Here is a 3076-nt window from a genome sequence, read left to right as displayed (position 1 = left end):
GCGATCGGCCGGGCGGGCCTACGGATCGGCCGGACCGGGGCCCGGTCAGGCCCAGGGGTCGGTGAAGGAGCGACCGGGCACGGGCTTGGCGACCAGGGCGATGGCGGTGAAGAAGTTGACCTGGCCGATGGCGAGCATGAGCGTGGTCAGCGCCGTGTCGTCGTAGTGCCCGGCGACCTCGGCGTACAGCGCGTCCGACACCCGCTCGCCGTGCGGGTTGGGCTGGAGGACGGCCTCGACCAGGGCGAGCGCGGCGCGCTCGGGGGCGGTGAACCAGGGGGAGTCCGGCCAGCCGGCCACCGAGGCGATCCGCTCCTCCGACTCGCCGGCCTTGCGGAGGAAACCGGTGTGCAGGACGGTCAGGTAGGTGCTGCCGGCGATCTGGCCGGCCCGCAGCTGGACCAGGCTGATGGTGCTGCGGGGGACGGACCGGTTGCCGGTGGCCTTGAACAGCGCGGCCGAGACCTCGGCGATCTCGGGGACGAGCTCCACCGGGTCCTGGGCCATGCGCGGGCGCAGCGGGACCTCGGCGGTGATCGGGCGGGCGTTCATTCTGGTGTTCCTCTTCTTACGGGGTCGGTGGGTGACCGGGTGAAGCGTGCGGTCACAGGTCCGACGGATCGCGGCGCGGCTTTGTGACAGCGCGGCCCGCCCGCAGTCCGAGGAGGCAGCCGACGGCCAGCAGACCGGCCATCGCGAGCAGCGGCGCGGCCCAGGATCCGCTCGCGGTGTGGAGCGCGGAGGCGAGCGCGGGGCCGGTCGCGGCGAGCAGGTAGCCCCAGGTCTGGGCCATGGTGGAGAGCGCGGCGACGTGGTCCGGGTCGGTGCCCCGACGGGCGAACAGGACGGCGGCGAGCGCCTGTCCGCCACCCATGCCGATGCCGAGGACGGCGGCCCAGAGCGGCGCCCCGCCGGCCGGGGCGAGCACCAGGCCGAGCAGGCCGAGGACGCAGACGGCGGCCACGCCCAGGATGTGCGGCCGCTGGTCGCTCCGGGCGGCGGCCAGGGTCGGGGCGAGGAAGCCGCCGACGGCGAGGCCGAGGATCAGCACGGCCTGGTCGGTGCCGGCGGTGGTCCGGCTCAGCCCCGCGTCGACCAGGACGGTGGGCAGCCAGGCCAGCGTCGCGTAGAAGACCAGGGTCTGGACGCCGAAGAAGGCCGTCAGGCTCCAGGCGAGCGCCGTCCGCCCGACCCGTCGGCGCCCGGCGGGTGCGGCGGGCCCGGCCGGCGTCCGCGCGACCCGCAGCTGCGGTGCCAGGCCGGCCGCCGCCAGGGCCGCCGGGACGACGGCGATCGCGATCGCGGCCTGCCAGGACCAGGTGCCCGCGACCGGCGCGACCAGCGCGGCGACGACCGCCGAACCGGCGCCCATGGACAGCGCGTAGACGCCCGTCATGGTGCCGATCCGCCGGGGCGCGAAGCGGGCCCGGACGAACACCGGGATCAGCACGTTCACCACCGCCACCGCGACGCCCACCAGCACCGTGCCCGCGTACAGCCCGGGCAGGCCCGCCGTCCGCAGCACCGCCCCGACCAGCAGCAGCACGCTCGCCCAGAACAGCCCGCGTTCCTCGCCGAGCCGCCGCCGGGCCAGGACGCCGAGCGGGGCGAACAGGCCCATGCACAGTGGCGGCAGCAGCGCGAGCAGGGTCACGGTGCCCGGGCCCCAGCCCGCGACCGGCGCGAGCGGCCCGATCTGACCGAACGCGACCCGGGTGTTGAGGCTGAGCAGGACGAAACCGAGGACCAGCAGGGTCCCGGCGGCCCGTGGGGTGCGGGCGGGTGCGGTGGGGGCCGGAGTGGCCGACGCGGTGGTGGCCGTCGGGTCGGTGAGCGGCATGGGGAGCAAGCCCTTCGCTTCGATGAGAGGTTAGGCTTGCCTAAGCGTTCTCGCTCAAGCGCGCTTGAGCGCAACCCGATCCCGGCACACCCGGCCCGAGCCCACATCGGCCCGGGCCCAACTCGGCCCGAGCCCAACTCGGCCCGGGCGCAACCCCGAAGGAGACGGCGGCGGATGGCGGAGCTCCACTCGATCGCCGAGGTCTCGGCGGCCTTCGGCCTCTCGGTGCCGGCTCTGCGCTACTACGAGGGGTGCGGCCTGATCGCCCCCACCGCCCGCCGCGGCCGGGTCCGCTACTACGACCGGGAGGCGCTGGAGCGCCTCGCCCTGGTCCAGCTCTGGCACGTGGACGGGATGATCCCGGTCAGCGGGACCGCCGCCGTCCTGGCCAGCGAGCGGGTGGCCGAGCGCACGGCGCTGCTGCACGCCCAGCGGGACGGGATGCTCGCCCGCGCCCGCCGGCTGGAGCACGCCGCGGCCGTCCTCACCCACATGCTGCTGTGCAGCCGGGACCGTCCGCTCGACTGCCCGACCACCCGGGCCCACATCAGCGCCCGGGTCGACGCCGCCCTGACGGGCAAAGAGCTCGCCGACGGCTTCCTGCCCACCCGGCCGGAGAGCCCGCAGCCGGGCGACTCGCAGCCGGACGGCCCCGCCGCGTAGGAGGTCTCAGCCCAGCACCGCCGGCGTCGGCCCGTCCGGCCGTACGGTGATGCTGTACGCCGCCCCCGTCGGCCGCGAGCGGAACGTCAACGGCCCCATCGGCAGCAGGAGTTCCAGCAGCGCCGAGGTCTCGCGCAGCGCGAACCGGGTGCCCAGGCAGGCGCGGGCGCCGAGACCGAACGGGAAGTAGGCGCCGAGCTGCCCGGGGCGGTCCGCGCCGTGGGCGAAGCGGGCGGGGTCGAAGCGTTCCGGGTCCGGCCAGAGCGCCGGGTCGCGGTGGGTGAGGTACGGGCAGACCAGCACGTCCGTCCCGGCGGCGATGCGGTGCCCGGCGATGACGTCGTCCTCGACGGCGTGCCGGGGGAGCAGCCAGGCGGAGGGGTAGAGCCGCAGCGTCTCGCTCACCAGTGCCTGGGGATCGGCGGTACGGGCCTCGGGGTGGCGGTCGAGCAGCAGGAAGAGCCAGGTGAGCGTGGTGGCCGTGGTCTCGTGGCCGGCGACGAGCAGGGTGACCAGCTCGTCGCGGATCAACCGGTCGGTGTACCGGGGGTCCTGCTCGCCCGCGTCGAGCAG

Annotated in this window: 4 protein-coding genes; 1 reads left to right on the top strand and 3 read right to left on the bottom strand. The window is 75.7% G+C overall.

The window, feature by feature from the left end:
* Window positions 1–45 precede the first annotated feature (45 nt).
* Together ACFU6K_RS35380 and ACFU6K_RS35375 are read right to left on the bottom strand one after the other, a co-directional pair.
* Window positions 46–552 carry a carboxymuconolactone decarboxylase family protein gene (locus ACFU6K_RS35380; protein ID WP_380670184.1) on the bottom strand — a complete coding sequence of 169 codons (507 nt, stop codon included), beginning with the start codon at window positions 550–552 and terminating at the stop codon, window positions 46–48.
* Between the two features lie 52 nt (window positions 553–604).
* Window positions 605–1840, bottom strand: a complete 1236-nt coding sequence (locus ACFU6K_RS35375; RefSeq protein WP_380670182.1) for an MFS transporter — start codon at window positions 1838–1840, stop codon at window positions 605–607.
* A 174-nt stretch (window positions 1841–2014) separates the two neighbouring features.
* Between ACFU6K_RS35375 and ACFU6K_RS35370 the strand changes: the two genes are divergently transcribed.
* Complete coding sequence (locus ACFU6K_RS35370; protein WP_380670180.1) at window positions 2015–2503, top strand: MerR family transcriptional regulator; 489 nt, start codon at window positions 2015–2017, stop codon at window positions 2501–2503.
* Window positions 2504–2509: 6 nt separating this feature from the next.
* Here the strand turns inward: ACFU6K_RS35370 and ACFU6K_RS35365 are convergent.
* On the bottom strand, window positions 2510–3076 hold a 567-nt coding region (locus ACFU6K_RS35365; RefSeq protein WP_380670178.1), incomplete at its 5' end, for a cytochrome P450.

This window comes from Kitasatospora sp. NPDC057512 (assembly GCF_042802135.1).
In the GTDB taxonomy this organism is placed as follows: domain Bacteria; phylum Actinomycetota; class Actinomycetes; order Streptomycetales; family Streptomycetaceae; genus Kitasatospora.
This window is presented reverse-complemented; position numbering and strand designations above follow the sequence as displayed.